This window comes from Ruegeria sp. J8, assembly GCF_056531925.1.
In genome coordinates, this window is sequence record NZ_JBQFMR010000002.1 from 90,862 (window position 1) to 106,914 (window position 16,053).

Consider the following 16,053-nt stretch of genomic DNA (forward strand, 5'->3'; position numbering starts at 1 on the left):
ACCTAGAGGGCGGCGAACTGCGCCGCCTGTTTGTCCGTCCACAAGACGGTGATCTGAAAGCCATCCTCAGTCTGCTCCTCGGACCGCACGACGTCCTGACGGAACAGCCACGCGCGTTTGTCGCCCTCGGCAAAGCTGAGCGTCAGGGTGATCTCGTGACGGACGCCTTGCAGCTTGGTGGCGATCTCGGTCAGCAGCGCGTCAACCCCGTCGCCAGTCACCGCCGAGATGGCAAAAACCGCAGGATCACGCTCGGCGCGGGCTATGGCGGCTTCGCGATTGTCGGCGGTCAACAGGTCGATCTTGTTCCAGACCTCAAGCCGAGGGCGCGCGTCATCCACACCCAGCGAGGTCAGGATCGTTTCGACATCGCGGGCCTGTTCGTCAGTCTCTTCATGGCTGATGTCGCGCACATGCACGACGATATCCGCGCCCAACACTTCCTCGAGCGTGGCGCGGAAAGCCGCAACCAGCTCGGTCGGCAGGTTCGAGATAAAGCCCACCGTGTCCGACAGGATCACCTCGGGGCCGTCGGGCAGTTCTACCCGGCGCATGGTCGGGTCAAGCGTGGCGAACAACATGTCCTTGGCCATCACCTCGGCCCCGGTCAGACGGTTGAACAGAGTGGACTTGCCCGCGTTGGTATAACCCACCAACGCCACAATCGGATACGGCACCTTGGCACGGGCCGCACGGTGCAGGGTGCGGGTCTTGACCACCTTCTGCAACTGTCGTCGCAACCGTACAAGTTGTTCGTCAATGGCGCGCCGGTCGGCTTCGATCTGTGTCTCGCCGGGGCCGCCGACAAAACCCAATCCGCCGCGCTGTCGTTCAAGGTGGGTCCAAGCGCGCACAAGACGGGTGCGCTGGTAGCTGAGCGCGGCCATCTCGACCTGAAGCACACCCTCGCGGGTACGGGCGCGGTCGCTGAAAATCTCAAGGATCAGTCCGGTCCGGTCGAGGATTTTGACCTTCCATGCTTTTTCGAGGTTTCGTTGCTGAACGGGTGTCACCGGGCCGTCGATCAGCACCAACTCAATTTCATTGTCATGTAGCCGCTCGGCCAGTTCTTCGATCTTACCACTGCCGAACAACAACCCGGCCTGCGCCCGCGGCAGGCGCACGATTTCAGAGCCGACCACGTCGAGGTCGGGCAACGCAGCGGCCAGTGCAACCGCCTCTGCCAGCGCCGGTTCGGGGACACGACGCTGTTCATCTGACTTGATTTCCGGATGCAGCACCCAGGCACGGGTGCGCGTCCTGTCATGTTCCATCAAGAGGCGTCTTCGCCCTCATACAGGTTGATCGGCTGTGATGGCATGATGGTCGAGATCGCGTGCTTATAAACCAGCTGCGACTGTCCGTCGCGGCGCAACAACACGCAAAAGTTATCAAACCACGTGATCACACCTTGCAATTTCACACCGTTGATCAGGAAAATTGTGACCGGGACCTTTGCCTTACGTACATTGTTCAGGAACGCGTCCTGCAGATTCTGTCTGTCCGAAGCCATATTTTTATAAACTCGCCATTGTTCTTGCTACGCGCTGCGGACCAACGCGCTCCCTCTGGCGGAGTATGGAGTGTCGTTAACCGAGTTTCCAGATGAAAAATCAATCATTAACACGAGTGTTGATTCTCAGTCCCGCCAGAGCGTGGGCGTAATCAAGGCAATAATGGCCAGAGTCTCCAATCTGCCAATTACCATCGCCGCGCACATGGTCAGCTTCGCGTTTGACGAAAGGTCAATCAGGCGCAGAGGTACATCGGTTGCCAGTTCGATCAGCGGACCCGTGGTGCTGAGCGCCGCGACCGTCAGCACCATCGCCTGTTCGAACCCCGCCCCCATCGCGGCCAGCAACATATTGAACAGCGCGGCGGTCAACGCGAACATCATCAAGAAGATCCACGCAATGAATGCACCATCGCTTTGAATACGTCGGTTACCGCCGCCCACCCCACTGACCGAGGATGGATAGATCAGCCGGTCAATCTCGCGCGCGCCGTTCAGATAGAGCGCAAACACGCGCAGCAGTTTGACCCCACCGGCGGTTGTCGCGACCCCGCCGCCGATCAGAGCAATGCCCATCAGGATCAGACCCGGCGTGCCAAGGCCAGACAGTTGCTGCGCATCGTTCCAGTTCGCGCTTTCAAACCCTGCCGTGGTCAAAAAGGACAAGCCTGTAAAGAGCATACCCCAAATCACATTGACCGCCTGCATCGGTTCTAACCGGTTGCCGATCTCATTGACCCCCAGCCAAACCCGGACGAACAAAAGCGCAGCGACGGCGCCAACGATCATCAGTCCGATGCGAAATTCTGGGTCTTTGTCCAGGCGCGAATAGCCGGTTGTTGCGGTGTCGGTCGAAAAGGTTAGGCGCGACAAGGCGAAGAACAGAAACAAGAACAGGATCGCCTCACCCGTGATTCCGGCCTGCGCGCCCTCCATTCCGCCGACCGGGGAAATCCCCGAGGTCGCCATCGTAGACATGGCGTGGCAGATCGCCGTCAGACCCTGCTCGCCCGCAATCAACAGCAGCAGGCAGATCACAAGCGTCAGACCGGCATAGATCGGTGTCAGCGTCCGCGCGACCCGGATTAGCCGCCCGCGCGGGTCAACCTTTTCGCTTTGCGCCACACCCGAGACCGGACGACCGGGTTGGCCACGCGCAGTAACCTCGAACCCGCCTAGCGACAAAGGGGCCAGGATCGCGGCAGCTGAAATCCACATCAGCAGGCCACCCATCCACCCCACTTGCGCGCGCCAGAAATGCAGAGGCGCGTTCAGACGATCGGGGTCGGGAAACAGGTCGGCGCCGGTTGTGGTCAAGGCGCTGACCATATCGAAATAGGCGTTCAGAAAAGTGGTATTCCCCAAAGCGTCATGCAGCGGGATTGCCAAATAGAGGGGCAAAACGGTGAAACAGGCCAAAAGCACCGCCAACTGCCCCAAGGTCCCCCTGCGCGGCACACGGTTCGATGAGGCCAAAGCAATGATGGCCACAATAAATAGCCCAAGAAACCCGGAATAGAAGAACGAGCGCGAGGTGTCGTGATCATCCAGAACCAGCGCATAAATCGCGGGTATCCACATGGACAGCGCGGCAATGGCCCAGATCAGCAGAAACAGCGGCAAGCGCCGCACCAATCCGATCCGCTGTGTCCGCGCGCGCTCCATCAGAAGAAATCAATCGAAACCTGCATCAAGCGCTCGACCTCAGGCACGTCCTTGGCCATGGCAAAAATCGCCAGCACGTCTTTCTCTTCGATCCGCAGGCTGCCCGTGGGGCGCAGCAACTCATCACCTTTGCGAACAGCCCCGACCAGAACGCCCTCGGGAAAGTCGATGTCACGCAGCTTTTGCCCCGCCATGGGAGAGGTCGATAGAACCTCGGCCTCGATCACCTCGGCCTCGGCATCGCCGATGGAATAAACCTGCCGCACGCGCCCATGGCGGATGTGGCGCAGGATCGAGCTGACAGTGGTGGCGCGCGGGTTGATATAGGCGTCAATGCCCAAAGGTCCCATCAAGGCCACCATGCTGGGATCATTGATCAGTGCAATCGCCAGCGCACAGCCCTCGGCCTTGGCCCGCACGGCGGCCAGCAAGTTGGCGCGGTCGTCGTCAGTGACGGCCAGCATAGCGTCGGCACGCTCGATCCCGGCCTCGCGCAACAGCGCGGAGTCCAAGCCATCGCCGTTCAGAACAATCGTGCGCTCCAACGCTTCGGCGGCCAGTTCGGCACAGCTGCGGTCGCGTTCGATGATCTTGGCGCGCACCCGGCTTTCGCGTTCCTCAAGCGTCCTCGCAACCTCGAGCCCGACATTGCCGCCGCCCACGATGACCACGCGGTCCTGTTTCTTTTGCGCCTTGCCGAAAACCTCCATCGTGCGGTCGACGTCTTTTACGTTGGCAAAGACATAGCATTCGTCACCAACGAATAGCTGGTCCTCGGACTCCGGGGCAAACAGAGTCCCCTCGCGCCGCACCCCAACCACGATCGAGCTGAGGGTCGAGAACAGATCGGTCAACTGACGTAGGGGCGTGTTTACGATCGGGCAATCCTCGTCAATGCGGATGCCCAAAAGCTGCGCCTGCCCGTCCATGAACATCTCGGTATCAAAGGCCGACGGGGCCGAAAGGCGGCGCATGGCGGCGGCGGCCACCTCGCGTTCAGGGCTGATGACCACGTCGATGGGCAAGTGATCGCGGCGATACAGGTCGGAATGGATGGCCTGTAAATAGGATTTAGACCGCAATCGGGCAATCTTGCGCTGGATCGAAAAGACAGAATGCGCCATCTGACAGGTGACCATGTTCACCTCATCGGAATGGGTGGCGGCGATGATCATATCCGCATCACGGGCGCCCGCGCGCTGAAGTACATCAGGATAGCTGGCAAAGCCGGCAATACCCTGAACGTCCAGTGTTTCCGTGGCGCGACGCACCAGGTCCGGGTTGTTGTCAACCACTGTAACGTCATTCAGTTCGCCCGACAGATGCCGCGCAATCTGCCAGCCAACCTGACCGGCCCCGCAAATGATGACCTTCATATACCTGGCCCTTCTGCCTGAAAGGATTGAATGACAGATGGCCCCAAAACGGTCAATCGAATTGTCATTTCCGCCTGCCGAGGGCAAGATAAGCCTATGAAAACAGTTGCCCGTGTCCTGATACCTGTCTTTGCGTTGACCTCATGCGGTCCGCTTTCGATGTATTACCAAGAAGGCGCAAGCGTTTCGCGTGTGCAGACCGAGACTACACAATGTCAGGTTCAGGCACTGGATGACGCTCCGGTGGCGACCCAGGTGCGTCAAGGCCCCCCCACCTATTGGCCGGGCCGTACCCGCTGCGACGGGCGCGGCAATTGTTATCGCACAGCGGGATGGTGGCAGCCTGGGCAGATCTACACCGTGGACGTCAATAAAGGCCTACGCGACCGTGTCGAAGCACAGTGCATGGCGGCCAAAGGGTATCGCCCGATCAGCCTGCCACCATGCAAGCAACGGATAAAAGCCAGTGTACCACCCGCACGCACGACCCAATTTCCGCCGATCGGAACCGAGTCCTGCTTTGTTAAATTCGACGACGGATCGTTTCAGATCATCACACCCGGCCAGACGGGGTGAAGGACCGGCGGATTATTCCGCCGGCTCCGGTTCGTCCAGTTGCGCCACCCTTGCGCCCGATTTGTTCGACGTCACCACACCCAGTGATTTCAGCTTGCGGTGCAGCGCGCTGCGCTCCATCCCGACAAAGCTGGCGGTGCGGCTGATATTGCCGCCAAAGCGGTTGATCTGGGTCAGCAGGTATTCCCGCTCGAACGCCTCGCGGGCTTCGCGCAGCGGCAAGGTCGCCAGCGCGCCAGACAGAACAACGCGGCCGGAATCGTCGGCCTTTTCATCCTCGGTCGGCAGCTCTTTCGCCTCGATCGGCCCCGTGCCGTCGCCCAGGATCAGCACCCGTTCGATCAGGTTTTTCAACTGACGCACATTACCCGGCCATGTCATGGTCTGCAGCAAGGCCACCGCTTCTTCGGAAATCTCGCGAACCGGCAGGCCCTGCGTTTCGTTGCACATCTCGATGAAATGCTGGGCCAAAACCGGAATATCTTCGCGCCGATCCTCAAGCGAGGGCACGTCGATCGGCACCACATTCAGCCGGTGATACAGTTCCTCGCGGAAGCGATCAGCGGCAATCTCGGCATCCAGATCCTTGTTGGTGGATGAGATCACGCGCAAATCCACCCGAACCTTGTCCGACCCGCCGACACGTTGGAATTGCTGGTCGACCAGCACGCGCAGGATTTTGGATTGCGTGCCCAACGGCATATCCGCGACCTCGTCGAAATAGACCACACCGCCATGCGCCTCTTCCAACAGACCTGATTCCACCCCCCGGTCCGAGGATTCGCGGCCAAACAGAACTTCTTCCACGCGCTCGGGTTCGATCCCGGCGCAGTTTACGGTCACGAAGGGCGCGTTGGCACGGTTTGAATGCGCGTGGATATAGCGCGCCGCGATCTCTTTGCCCGACCCTGCCGGGCCGCTCAGCATAACGCGGCCGTTCGATTTTGTGACCTTGTCCAACTGCCCCTGCATCGCTCGGAACGAGGCGGATTTGCCGATCATGTCGGAATTTGTCACCTCTTTGCGCTTGAGCGAGGCATTCTCGCGGCGTAGACGCGATGTTTCCATTGCGCGGCGGATGACCACCATCAACTGGTCAATATTGAAGGGTTTTTCGATAAAGTCATAAGCCCCCTGCTTGATCGCCGCGACCGCAATTTCGATGTTGCCGTGGCCGGAAATAATCACCACCGGCACATCCGGGTTGTCACGTTTGACGGCTTTCAAAATATCGATCCCGTCCATCCGGCTGTCCTTCAGCCAGATATCCAGAATCAACAGCCCCGGCGGTTCCGAGTTGATCTGGGCCATGCACTCATCCGAGTTCCCTGCCAAGCGGGTCGTATAGCCCTCGTCCTCCAGAATGTCGGACACCAGTTCGCGAATATCGCGTTCGTCATCTACGATCAGAATGTCGCTCATCTTTGGCCTGCTTTCAGTTTGTTTGTTTGAATTGCCTGCTTTTGGGGCGCGTCAGACGGGGAAAAATTACCCGCTGGTAAACGGATCACGGCCATCGCGCCAAAATGGTCCTGTCCGTCGAAGACCGGCGCATCTTCTAAAGTCAGCGCGCCGCCATGCTCTTCGATAATCTTTTTGACGATGGGCAGGCCCAAACCTGTCCCGGCGTCCCGCGTTGTCACATACGGCTCGAACAGGCGCGCCCGATCTTCGGGCAAGCCAATGCCGTTGTCTGCAATGGTGATGACGGTACCCGCGTCATCGCGTTCTACGTCCACTTTGATTTGTGGCTTCAGGTTCTCGGGGGGGCCTTTTTGCTTAAGGGTTTCTATGGCTTCCCCGGCATTCTTGATCAGGTTCGTCAGAGCCTGGTTCAACATCGTCGCATCTAGATCAGCTGGAATCGGATCATCTGGCAATTGCGCTGTGATCTCGACATCGGGCTGCCCTGATTGCTGCAACAAAACCGCCTCGCGCACCAGATCGACAACGTTTTCCTCACGCCGATCGGGCTCGGGCATCCGTGCGAATTTCGAGAATTCGTCCACGATCCGCCGCAGATCATTGGTCTGCCGTACGATCACATCGGTCATGGATACAAGGCTATCGCAATCCTCTTCATCCAGCTTCCGCGAGAATTTGCGTTTGATCCGCTCGGCGCTCAGTTGGATCGGGGTCAGCGGGTTCTTGATCTCATGCGCAATGCGTCGCGCCACATCGCCCCACGCGGCCATCCGCTGCGCGCTAACCAGATCGGTCACGTCATCAAAGGCGACAACATAGCCTTCTAGCCCGCCATCCTCACCCCGTCTGGTTGCCATCCGCACCAGCAGGTTTTCAAGACGGCCCTTGCGCGTCACCTTGACCTCACCCTGAACGGCTTCCTGCCCGCTTTCCTTAAGGCTTTCGAACAAGGGCAGAAACTCGGGCACCGCTATGCCAATCGCCAGCGTTTCGTCCCCGCGCGACCAGTCCAACAATCGTTCCGCCGAACGGTTCACCAGTGTAACGCACCCATCGGGATCGACACCAACAACGCCCGACGTGACCGAACTGAGCACCGAATCGAACAACCGACGACGACGTTCGATCTGGCGGGTATTTTCTAGCAGAGTGTCGCGCTGTGCATTAAGTTGCCGCGTCATCTGGTTGAAATAACGTCCCAATATGGCAATCTCGTCGTCGCTGGCCTCTTCGATGACTTGAACGCTCAGATCACCGGCCCCCACACGTTGCGCCGCTGTAGTAAGCCGTCCGACGGGACGCGACAGGCGCTCGGCAAACCACATACCCAGCGACATCGCCGCCAAGATCAAAATGACTGCAAATCCCAGATAGAGCAGACCAAATTCGAACAGTACCCTGCCCCGTTCGCTTTCAAGCTGTTGATAGAACTGCACCGTTTCCTTGGTGTCATCCAGCAGCGTCAACAACTGACCATCCACCTCGCGGCTGACATAGAGATACCGGTCCAGATAGGCGCGTAGCGGCACGAGCGCCCGGAATTCACTGTTTTGCCAATCGTCGATGATCAGAAGGCCTGTGTCAGAGGCCTCTACGATCTGCTCGGGCGTCGGTGCCTCATAGTTGAACAGGTAAGACCGGTCACCGCGCGACTTTATTTCCCCTGCTCCGTCAATGACATAAGCCTCACGCAGCCCACGCTGAATTTGCGATTGTCCTTGCGCAAGAACCGCGCGCAATTCCGCGTCCGAGATATAGAAATCCACCGCGCGCGCATTGTTGAGGTACAGCGCCAGAACCGTCGCGTCCTGCCGCAAACCTTCGCGGTGCTCCTGCTCATAGGCTTCGGCTGCGGTCAGGGATGAGCCAACAACCTGCCTCACCCGGTCCGAGAACCAGCCCTCGAGACCGATATTCACCGTCAGACCAGCGAAAATCGCCACCGTCACTGTCGGCACCAGTGCGAGCAGGGTAAAGGCACCAATCAGACGCAGGTGCAGACGCGATCCGGCCGATTTCGCCCGGCGCGCGGCGATCAAACTGCCCAATTGGCTGAGAACCAGCGCAGCAACCACCAGCACATAGACCAGATCGGCCAGCAGAATCAGGCGCAGCGACGGCGCGGTTGTGCCCAAGTCAAAGGGACCGATGACCAGATAGGTCACCAACGCCAGAACCGGGCCCAGAAGAACCAGACCCAAGGTGCTAATATTGCGCAGCTTTCGGGATTTCCGCCACCGATTAATCGATAGGATCAGCCCGCTCTGTGCTCGGGATGCCACCGTCTGCCCTCATCCTGATGCGCCGTTTTCACGGCAAACCGCCATATTTCGTGGTCCTTGTCGGGGTTAAACCCGAATGCCACGCTTTGTGTGGCGATATTACATCAGTTTGCGGCGGCGTGTCACCTGAATATCGAGGTCTGTGATCTTTTTCCGCAGCGTATTCCGGTTAATCCCCAGAAGATCAGCACATTTTGCCTGATTTCCGCCGGTTGCATCCAGGGCCAACTCGATCAGAGGGGCCTCTACCTCGCGCAGGATGCGTTGATACAGGCCCGGCGGCGGCAGAATATTGCCGTGCAAGTCGAAATACCGCCGCAAGTGACGCGCGACCGAAGTCGACAGTTTCTCGCGCTCACCATCGCCCAGAACAGGTTCGGCTTCGGGCTGGCTGCCCAGAACCGCCTCGACCTCGGATTTCGAGATTTCATCGGCGCGGCTGGTCAGGCTGAGGCGGCGGATCGCGTTTTCCAACTGTCGCACATTTCCCGGCCACGAATAGCGCCGCACCAGCTCTACCGCATCCGGGCTGAGCCAGCGTTTGGTGCCGTGTTCGCGCTCTTCCCGCGCCAGAAAGTGGTCGGCCAAAAGGGTGATGTCATCCACACGTTCGCGCAGCGCAGGCACGTGGATTGTCGCGCCGCACAGACGGTAATACAGGTCCTGACGCACGCGCCCGCTCTCCATCGCGTCGGTCAGGTCCGACTGGCTGGTGGCCATAAAGCGTGGGACGTGGTCGCCGGGCGTGTCCATCATGCGGACGATGCGAGCCTGCAGTTCGTCCTCGATATCGGCAATCTCGTCGATCAGCAACGTCCCACCTCGAACCCGCGCCATCACCCGTGCAGGACCTTCCAGATCGCGCAAATCAGCGGCTGTCGCCGTGACAAAGGGCAGTGTGCGACGGTCCGAGAAATCATGAATAGCCCGTGCAATCAATGATTTGCCTGTTCCACTTTCACCAGATATCATCACCGAAAGATCAGTGTTCATCACCCGTGCGACCAACCGGTACAGCGCCTGCATCACCGGGGTCCGCCCGACTAGGGGCAGTTCTTCTGGGCGGTCCTGCGCCGGTTCGCTGGCGTCGGTTTGCACGCGCTGTTTCTGCTCCAGCGCCCGCGCGGTCCGTTTCATCAGATCAGGCAGGTCAAACGGCTTGGGCAGATAATCATAGGCATCGGCCTCGGCCGCCTGAATCGCCGTCATGATCGTGTTCTGGGCCGAGATCACGATGACAGGCAGGCCGGGTCGGTCCTGCGCGATCTTGGGCAGCATCTCCAGGCCATTGCCATCCGGCATAACGACATCTGAGATCACCACATCGCCTTTCCCTTCGCCAACCCAGCGCATCAGCGTGGTCAACGAAGAGGTCGCGTGCACCTTGCACCCCGCCCGCGTCAGGGCCTGTGTCAAAACGGTGCGGATCGTGCGGTCGTCATCTGCGACCAGTACTGTTCCATCCATTGGGTGCTCTCCTTAAGCTCTTGTCGGCTTTGTCCTACGTTGCATCCTTCGGTGCCCGCCTCAGCGAGATACGAAACACCGTGCGGCCCGGCACCGAGTCGGCGGAAATCCAGCCGTCATGGTCCGAGATGATCTTGCTCACCAGCGCCAGCCCGAGGCCGGTGCCGTTTTCCTTGCCCGACACGAAAGGGTCGAAAATATCGCTACGGATTTTCTCGGGCAGGCCCGGACCATCGTCGATGATCTCAACCTGCAGGGGCAACGAATGGCCCGAGCCATCGCTGCGCCGCAGGCGGAAGGAATGTTCGAAATACGTCCGCAGACGAATGGTTCCGCCTTTGGAATCAGCTGCTTCCGAAGCATTCTTCAACAGGTTCAGAATGACTTGGAGAAATTGATCGGGGTCGCCATAGGCCAAAGGCAACGAGGGATCGTAGTCCTCGATAATCTTCATATGCGCGCCGAACCCCAGCAACGCGGACCGTCGCGCGCGGTCCAGAACGTCGTGGATATTGACGGGTTTGAAGTCAGGCTCCGACAGGTTTCCGAATTGCTCAACCTGTTCCAGCAGCTTTACGATCCGGCGACTTTCGGCGACGATAAGATCTGTTAACTCAAGGTCTTGCTGAGAGATATTCATGCTCAGCAACTGCGCCGCCCCAGTGATGCCGGCCAGCGGGTTCTTGATCTCATGCGCCAACATCTCGGCCATACCAATCGCCGACTGCGCCGCCGATTTAACCGTATTGCCCCGCGTCATCCGTCCCGCCAACTCGCGCGGCGAGATAATCATGATCATCGACCCCGGATGCCCAACCAAAGGGGCAATCTGTAGCGCGCATTGCAGCGGCGCACGATTGCCCGATCCCGCATCTACATCATTCACGAACAGGGGTGTTCCCTGTGCCCGCGCCCGCTCGAACGCTTCCTCCAGGGGGGCATCAACCGCGATCTGATCCCACACCGGGTGCCCGATCACCGATTTACGCGAGGCGTTCAGGAAGCCCTCTCCGGCTGAATTGACGTCGGATATCCGATCGTCGCCATCAATGATGAAGGCTGGTACCGGAAGCGAAGTCCAAATACTCTGGTCCGAATTCATGCAACCGCCTCCACTTGCGTCCCAAGCGCGTCACCCAGCAGGCGGATCACCTCATCCGTATCGCGAGAAGTCAGAACAGCGCGGCGCAAGGCTGCGGGCGTTCTAGCCTGATCCATGTACCAACCCAGATGCTTACGCGCGACGCGCAGACCCAGATCGGTACCGTAAAAGCCCAGCATCGCCTGATAATGCGTTCGCACCATCTCGATCAGTTCATCGCCCTGCGGCACCACCGGTGCCGGCGCGCCATAAAGATCGTGGCATACCTGCGCCAGGACCCAGGGCTGACCCTGAGCGCCACGCCCGATCATGACGCCATCCGCGCCTGACTGGTTCAGAGCTATTCCCGCTGTTTCTGTATCCACGATATCCCCGTTTGCAATAACGGGGATATCGACCGCCTCTTTCACCGCACGGATGGCCTGCCAGTCCGCCTGCCCCTTGTAGAACTGACAGCGCGTGCGCCCGTGGATCGTCACCATTTGCACGCCTACCTCCTGCGCGCGCCGCGCGACGTCCGGCGCGTTCAGTAACTTGTCGTCCCACCCCAACCGCGTTTTCAGCGTGACCGGAACATCGACCGCCGCGATCACCGCCTCGATCAATGTCAGCGCATGATCCGGCGTTTTCAGCAGCGCCGATCCGGAATAGCCATTCGTTACCTTTTTGGCGGGACACCCCATGTTGATGTCGATCACCCGCGCGCCCCGATCAACGACCTGCCGGGCGGCCTCGGCCATCCAGTGCGCCTCGCGCCCGGCCAGTTGAACGGCGGTGTTTTCCACGTCGGCCGACAGCTCGGCCCGTTCGCGCACGCCGGGTTTGGCCTGCACCATTTCCTGACTGGCGACCATCTCACTAACCACCATGCCCGCGCCAAAGCGCATCACCAGATCGCGGAACGGGCGGTCGGTGATTCCGGCCATCGGGGCCAGCAGAACCGGAGGGGTCAGGTCTTTTTCAGCGAGTTGCAGTGTCAACGTGCTTAATCCTTGGGCAGATGCGACTTAGATATCGAATTGAGCGTATATGAACAACAAATCGGCAACTGAAAAGCCCGCAAAATCATCACATGCTTAATTTTTAGGCGGGTTAACGCGGGTGATTGCCTCTGCATTCACCGCACCCTAAACATTGCCCTGAATTTGCCGGAGACACTCCTTATGACCACCGCCGCCATTATCGTTGCCGCAGGACGCGGCCTGCGCGCCGGAGGGGGTATCCCGAAACAATGGCGGCCTCTAGCCGGACGCCGCGTCGCGGACTGGACGATCGAGCGGTTTCGTGAGCAGGTCGATCATATTGCGCTAGTTCTATCACCTGATGACCAAGAAGCGTGGGCAAAGCTCGCCGAGTCGGGCCTGATTCTGGCCGCAGGCGGCGCAGATCGCGCGGGATCGGTGCGCAAGGGGCTGGCCGCCCTGAGCGGTTTGGATGTGACCCGCGTTCTGATCCACGACATCGCCCGCCCCTGTGTCAGCACGCAGATTATTCGCAACGTGTTGCAAGCGTTGGAAACTCGCCCTGCAGCAGCCCCCGGATTGGCGATGACAGACGCGCTCTGGACCGGAGATGGCGCAACCGTCACCGGCACACAAGACCGCAGCGGCCTGTTCGCCGCGCAGACGCCGCAGGGCTTTCACTATGACGCTATAGTCGCGGCCCATGCTGCGTATTCCGGCAGTGCCGCAGATGATGTCGAGGTTGCTCGGGCCGCTGGTTTGGACGTGGCCATCGTGCCTGGCGATGCGGACAATATCAAAATCACACGGCCCGAGGATTTTGCCCGGGCGGAACGCATATTGGGAACGAAAATGGATGTAAGGCTGGGCAACGGGTATGACGTGCATCGCTTTGGCGACGGGGATCATGTAATCCTGTGCGGCGTGAAAGTGCCGCATAGTCGCGGCCTTCAGGGGCATTCGGACGCCGATGTGGGGATGCATGCCGTGACGGATGCCATCTATGGCGCTCTGGCGCAGGGCGATATCGGCCAACATTTCCCGCCCTCGGACCCAAAATGGAAAGGGGCCGCCAGCGAGATTTTCCTGCGCCATGCGGTCGAACTGGCCGCGACGATGGGATACGCGATCTCAAATGTCGATTGCACGCTGGTCTGCGAATACCCCAAGATCGGCCCCCATGCCGAAGCGATGCAGTTCGAGATGGCCCGGATCATGGGGCTGCGGACCGATCAGATCTCGGTCAAGGCGACCACATCAGAGCGGCTGGGCTTCACTGGCCGCAGCGAAGGTATTGCTTCTCTGGCTACAGCCTGTCTGGTGAAATCATGAACGCGGCACAATTGATCGGAACCGTCTGTGGCTTGGGTTATCTACGCCCCGCACCGGGCACGTGGGGGTCACTGGCCGCCCTGCCCTTGGCGTGGGTCTTTCATACACTGGGTGGTTTTCCCCTGCTGGTGATCGCCACGTTTGCGGTGTTCTTTGGCGGGCTCTGGGCGACCCGCGTGATGACCGCAGGGCAAGAGGATCACGACCCGTCCGAGATCGTCGTAGATGAGGTCGCAGGCCAGTTCATCGCGCTTTGGGCGATCTCTTACCCCTCCTGGGTGCATGGGATCGAGATCACGGCCCTCTGGCCCGGCTGGGTTGCAGGGTTCGTGCTGTTCCGGCTGTTCGACATCACCAAACCCGGCCCGGTGGGTTGGGCGGATCGCAAGGGAGATGCGATGGGCGTGATGCTGGACGATGTGATCGCCGGGGTGTTTGCCGCCATCGGCGTGCTGATCCTGGCCGGGATCGCGCACGGGGTGTTGGGACTTTGATCGTCGCCGCGTTACTGGACCGCGCCAAGGCGCAAGGTGTGATGATTGCCACTGCTGAAAGCTGCACTGGTGGCATGGTGGCGTCTGCTCTGACTGATATCCCCGGCAGCTCGGCCGTAGTGGACCGCGGCTTTGTCACCTACACCAACGCCGCCAAACAACAGATGCTGGGCGTGCAGGCCGCGACGCTGGATGCTTGCGGCGCGGTCTCGGAAGAGGTCGCACGCGAAATGGCCGAAGGCGCGCTGCATCATTCACAGGCACAACTTGCCGTGTCGATCACAGGCATTGCAGGCCCCGGCGGGTCCGAGTTCAAACCCGAGGGCCGTGTCTGCTTCGGCCTTGCCGCCGATGGTTTGCACACACGGTCTGAGACAGTTGAATTTGGTCCGTTGGGTCGGGAAAACGTCCGGCGCGCGGCTCGAGATCACGCGCTGGGCCTGCTTTCTCAGGCGCTTTCTAGTATTGCTCAAAAATAGGGCATGTTGCTCTGATCGCCGCCTATTTAATTACCTTTTCACAAAAAGCCCCGAAAACAGGCTGCATTTTGTGATGTTGCCTCTTTTTTCCTCGTCCCTGATCCGCTTCAAGCCGCGCCACGCAAGTTGAAGAGGAGACCGGCCGATGAATGGAGCCGATACAGCCTGGATCATTGTGGCAACCGCCTTGGTCCTGTTCATGACATTGCCGGGCCTCGCCCTGTTCTATGGCGGCCTTGTGCGCGCCCGCAACGTGCTGAGCGTGTTCATGCACTGTTTCTCGATCGCTTGTTTGATGAGCATCCTGTGGCTGGTCGCAGGCTATTCCATCGCGTTCGGCGATGGCGGATCAGGCTTGTGGGGCGGTCTGGGCAAGGCGTTTCTGAACGGTGTCGATGCAGACAGCCTATCGGGCACGCTGCCCGAGGTTCTCTTCTTCGCATTCCAGATGACCTTTGCCATCATCACCCCTGCCCTGATCGTCGGCGCTTATGTCGAGCGCGTGGGCTTTGGCTTTGTGCTGACCTTCTCGGGCCTGTGGATGTTGCTGTGCTATGCGCCGGTGGTGCATTGGATCTGGGGTGGTGGCATTCTGACAGATGGCGGCATTTTGGGCGAGGTCGGCGTGCGTGACTTTGCAGGCGGAATCGTGGTGCATGAAACCGCCGGTCTGGCCGCGCTGATTATCGCCGTGGTTCTGGGCCCGCGCCGCAACCGCACGACGCCCCCACACAATCCGGGCTTTGTCATGATCGGTGCCGCGATGCTGTGGGTTGGCTGGTTCGGCTTCAATGGCGGTTCGCAACTGGCCGCTGACGGCGGTGCTGCGATGGCGATGACCGTGACGCATATCTCGGCCGCGACTGCCTCCCTGACTTGGGCGCTGTATGAGCGGATCAAGTACGGCAAGGCCTCGATGGTCGGTCTAGTGACAGGTACGATCGCCGGCTTGGCCTCGATCACACCCGCCTCGGGCTATGTGGATCCGGTTCAGGCGCTGATCATCGGTGCCGTGGCCGGTGTGTTGTGTCAGGAAGCCGTCAATGTCATCCGCAACGTTCTGAAAATCGACGATACGCTGGATGTATTCGCCGTGCATGGCGTCGGCGGCATCTTTGGCACGCTTATTATCGCCGTCTTTGGCCTGGGCGCCTGGACTGCACAGTTGGGTGGCTTGGTCATCGTAGGTGTCTTCACCGCCGTCGTGACCTTTGTGCTGATCAAACTGGTCGCGCTGATCACCCCGATGCGGGTGGATGCCGAGACCGAGACCCATGGCCTCGACCTGTCGGTGCATGGTGAGCGCGCCTACGACATGACAAGCTGATCGCGCGTCAATCTGAATGTGCATAGCGGGCCCCTTGCGGGTCCGCTTTTCTT

General features: G+C 59.8%; 14 protein-coding genes. 5 read left to right on the top strand and 9 right to left on the bottom strand.

Features of this window, described 5'->3' with window-relative positions:
• Window positions 1-2 precede the first annotated feature (2 nt).
• The 4 genes from hflX to trkA form a co-directional block, all read right to left on the bottom strand.
• Window positions 3-1,274 carry a GTPase HflX gene (hflX, locus tag ACR0L1_RS03915; protein ID WP_480502466.1) on the bottom strand — a complete coding sequence of 424 codons (1,272 nt, stop codon included), beginning with the start codon at window positions 1,272-1,274 and terminating at the stop codon, window positions 3-5.
• Window positions 1,274-1,513 carry an RNA chaperone Hfq gene (gene hfq / locus ACR0L1_RS03920; protein WP_005982826.1) on the bottom strand — a complete coding sequence of 80 codons (240 nt, stop codon included), beginning with the start codon at window positions 1,511-1,513 and terminating at the stop codon, window positions 1,274-1,276. Before hfq ends, hflX begins: the two co-directional genes overlap by 1 nt.
• Before the next feature lie 126 nt (window positions 1,514-1,639).
• Complete coding sequence (locus ACR0L1_RS03925; protein WP_170788678.1) at window positions 1,640-3,178, bottom strand: TrkH family potassium uptake protein; 1,539 nt, start codon at window positions 3,176-3,178, stop codon at window positions 1,640-1,642.
• Window positions 3,178-4,554 carry a Trk system potassium transporter TrkA gene (gene trkA, locus ACR0L1_RS03930; protein ID WP_170788679.1) on the bottom strand — a complete coding sequence of 459 codons (1,377 nt, stop codon included), beginning with the start codon at window positions 4,552-4,554 and terminating at the stop codon, window positions 3,178-3,180. The genes ACR0L1_RS03925 and trkA overlap by 1 nt, the downstream gene beginning before the upstream one ends.
• Window positions 4,555-4,650: 96 nt before the next feature.
• Here trkA and ACR0L1_RS03935 point away from each other — a divergent pair, with 96 nt between their 5' ends.
• Complete coding sequence (locus ACR0L1_RS03935; protein WP_480857258.1) at window positions 4,651-5,130, top strand: hypothetical protein; 480 nt, start codon at window positions 4,651-4,653, stop codon at window positions 5,128-5,130.
• Window positions 5,131-5,142: 12 nt separating this feature from the next.
• On the opposite strand, the gene ntrX is transcribed toward ACR0L1_RS03935, so the two are convergent.
• The 5 genes from ntrX to dusB form a co-directional block, all read right to left on the bottom strand.
• Window positions 5,143-6,552: a nitrogen assimilation response regulator NtrX gene (gene ntrX, locus ACR0L1_RS03940; protein WP_170782496.1), complete on the bottom strand. Its 1,410-nt coding sequence runs from the start codon at window positions 6,550-6,552 to the stop codon at window positions 5,143-5,145.
• Window positions 6,549-8,837, bottom strand: coding sequence for a sensor histidine kinase NtrY-like (locus tag ACR0L1_RS03945; protein WP_480857260.1), 2,289 nt, complete (start codon window positions 8,835-8,837; stop codon window positions 6,549-6,551). The genes ntrX and ACR0L1_RS03945 overlap by 4 nt, the downstream gene beginning before the upstream one ends.
• A 99-nt stretch (window positions 8,838-8,936) precedes the next feature.
• Window positions 8,937-10,304 carry a response regulator gene (locus tag ACR0L1_RS03950; RefSeq protein ID WP_170774324.1) on the bottom strand — a complete coding sequence of 456 codons (1,368 nt, stop codon included), beginning with the start codon at window positions 10,302-10,304 and terminating at the stop codon, window positions 8,937-8,939.
• 34 nt (window positions 10,305-10,338) lie between these two features.
• Complete coding sequence (locus tag ACR0L1_RS03955; protein WP_170788681.1) at window positions 10,339-11,406, bottom strand: two-component system sensor histidine kinase NtrB; 1,068 nt, start codon at window positions 11,404-11,406, stop codon at window positions 10,339-10,341.
• Window positions 11,403-12,386 carry a tRNA dihydrouridine synthase DusB gene (gene dusB, locus ACR0L1_RS03960; RefSeq protein WP_480857263.1) on the bottom strand — a complete coding sequence of 328 codons (984 nt, stop codon included), beginning with the start codon at window positions 12,384-12,386 and terminating at the stop codon, window positions 11,403-11,405. The genes ACR0L1_RS03955 and dusB overlap by 4 nt, the downstream gene beginning before the upstream one ends.
• A 183-nt stretch (window positions 12,387-12,569) precedes the next feature.
• On the opposite strand from dusB, the gene ACR0L1_RS03965 reads away from it, so the two are divergent.
• The 4 genes from ACR0L1_RS03965 (at window position 12,570) to ACR0L1_RS03980 (ending at window position 16,000) form a co-directional block, all read left to right on the top strand.
• Window positions 12,570-13,700: a bifunctional 2-C-methyl-D-erythritol 4-phosphate cytidylyltransferase/2-C-methyl-D-erythritol 2,4-cyclodiphosphate synthase gene (locus tag ACR0L1_RS03965; protein WP_480857265.1), complete on the top strand. Its 1,131-nt coding sequence runs from the start codon at window positions 12,570-12,572 to the stop codon at window positions 13,698-13,700.
• Entirely contained in the window at window positions 13,697-14,194 is a 498-nt protein-coding gene (locus ACR0L1_RS03970) for a phosphatidylglycerophosphatase A family protein (RefSeq protein WP_480502471.1), read from the top strand. Before ACR0L1_RS03965 ends, ACR0L1_RS03970 begins: the two co-directional genes overlap by 4 nt.
• Entirely contained in the window at window positions 14,191-14,673 is a 483-nt protein-coding gene (locus tag ACR0L1_RS03975; protein WP_480857267.1) for a CinA family protein, read from the top strand. The genes ACR0L1_RS03970 and ACR0L1_RS03975 overlap by 4 nt, the downstream gene beginning before the upstream one ends.
• Before the next feature lie 145 nt (window positions 14,674-14,818).
• A complete protein-coding gene (locus ACR0L1_RS03980; protein ID WP_480857268.1) occupies window positions 14,819-16,000 on the top strand; it encodes an ammonium transporter in 1,182 nt (393 codons plus the stop codon).
• The last annotated feature ends 53 nt before the right edge of the window (window positions 16,001-16,053 follow it).

Coding starts and splice junctions, on each gene's coding strand:
- hflX (WP_480502466.1), bottom strand. CDS start 1,274: ATGGAACATGACAGGACGCGCACCCGTGCCTGGGTGCTGCATCCGGAA.
- hfq (WP_005982826.1), bottom strand. CDS start 1,513: ATGGCTTCGGACAGACAGAATCTGCAGGACGCGTTCCTGAACAATGTA.
- ACR0L1_RS03925 (WP_170788678.1), bottom strand. CDS start 3,178: ATGGAGCGCGCGCGGACACAGCGGATCGGATTGGTGCGGCGCTTGCCG.
- trkA (WP_170788679.1), bottom strand. CDS start 4,554: ATGAAGGTCATCATTTGCGGGGCCGGTCAGGTTGGCTGGCAGATTGCG.
- ACR0L1_RS03935 (WP_480857258.1), top strand. CDS start 4,651: ATGAAAACAGTTGCCCGTGTCCTGATACCTGTCTTTGCGTTGACCTCA.
- ntrX (WP_170782496.1), bottom strand. CDS start 6,552: ATGAGCGACATTCTGATCGTAGATGACGAACGCGATATTCGCGAACTG.
- ACR0L1_RS03950 (WP_170774324.1), bottom strand. CDS start 10,304: ATGGATGGAACAGTACTGGTCGCAGATGACGACCGCACGATCCGCACC.
- ACR0L1_RS03955 (WP_170788681.1), bottom strand. CDS start 11,406: ATGAATTCGGACCAGAGTATTTGGACTTCGCTTCCGGTACCAGCCTTC.
- ACR0L1_RS03965 (WP_480857265.1), top strand. CDS start 12,570: ATGACCACCGCCGCCATTATCGTTGCCGCAGGACGCGGCCTGCGCGCC.
- ACR0L1_RS03970 (WP_480502471.1), top strand. CDS start 13,697: ATGAACGCGGCACAATTGATCGGAACCGTCTGTGGCTTGGGTTATCTA.
- ACR0L1_RS03980 (WP_480857268.1), top strand. CDS start 14,819: ATGAATGGAGCCGATACAGCCTGGATCATTGTGGCAACCGCCTTGGTC.